Source organism: Paenibacillus alkalitolerans (assembly GCF_016482785.1).
Taxonomy (GTDB): Bacteria; Bacillota; Bacilli; order Paenibacillales; family YIM-B00363; genus Paenibacillus_AE; species Paenibacillus_AE alkalitolerans.
This window is the reverse complement of record NZ_JAEMXM010000070.1, coordinates 1-721: the sequence shown is the minus strand read 5'-3', so window position 1 is coordinate 721 and position 721 is coordinate 1. Positions and strand designations below refer to the sequence as shown.

2 pseudogenes are annotated in these 721 nt (G+C 52.3%); both read left to right on the top strand.

From position 1 onward, the window contains the following. Nucleotides 1-134: pseudogene (locus tag JET16_RS31225) on the top strand (transposase); the annotation flags it as partial. A gap of 57 nt (nt 135-191) precedes the next feature. Further along, nucleotides 192-721 (top strand): annotated as a pseudogene (locus JET16_RS29790) (transposase); the annotation flags it as partial.

Here is a 721-nt window from a genome sequence, read left to right as displayed (position 1 = left end):
TTTTTTCGGAAGAAGATTGTATCGGTTATTTTTTCTCTATGAAGTGGCCGAACGGCTTTCGTTGCCCGCGGTGCGGGCACTCCCGCTACTATACGATTCACACCCGCAGACTCCCTCTTTACCAGTGCCATCATTGCGGACACCAGACTACTCTGACCGCTGGTACAGTCATGGAAAGAAGCCGCACTCCGTTGTATAAATGGCGTATCGCCTTTCAACTTTTTTCGCAACCGGAAGGCGTGAACGCCGTTCATCTCTCCAAGCTTATCTCCGTTACATATAAGACAGCGTGGCGGATGCTCCACTTGATCCGACAGGCCGTCAGCGAGAAGGATACAAAGCAACCGCTCACGGGCAAGGTTCGTGTCGGGGTTGGTATTTATGGGAAAAGAACGCTTCAGCCGTATTACCGCCATCCGAAAGAACATCCGGTGATGGTGAGCGCTTCTTTCCAAGCGGGTGGAGAACCTGCATACGTGAAACTGAAGGTCATTGCCGTTGAGCACATGGACGGTAAGTCGCTGCGCCATTCGGGAGAAGTTGCATTCATGAAGCAGCACGTGCAACCCGGCACCTTTGACGTGCGATTGCTGAAGCGAACCAGCTTTCATTGGACGCCGCTGCCCCGCATCTTTCAAGATGCCAAGAGATGGATCGACCGTACGTTCCACGGAATTGGCGTCACTTATTTGCAAGCGTATTGGGACGAGTTTTGCTTTCG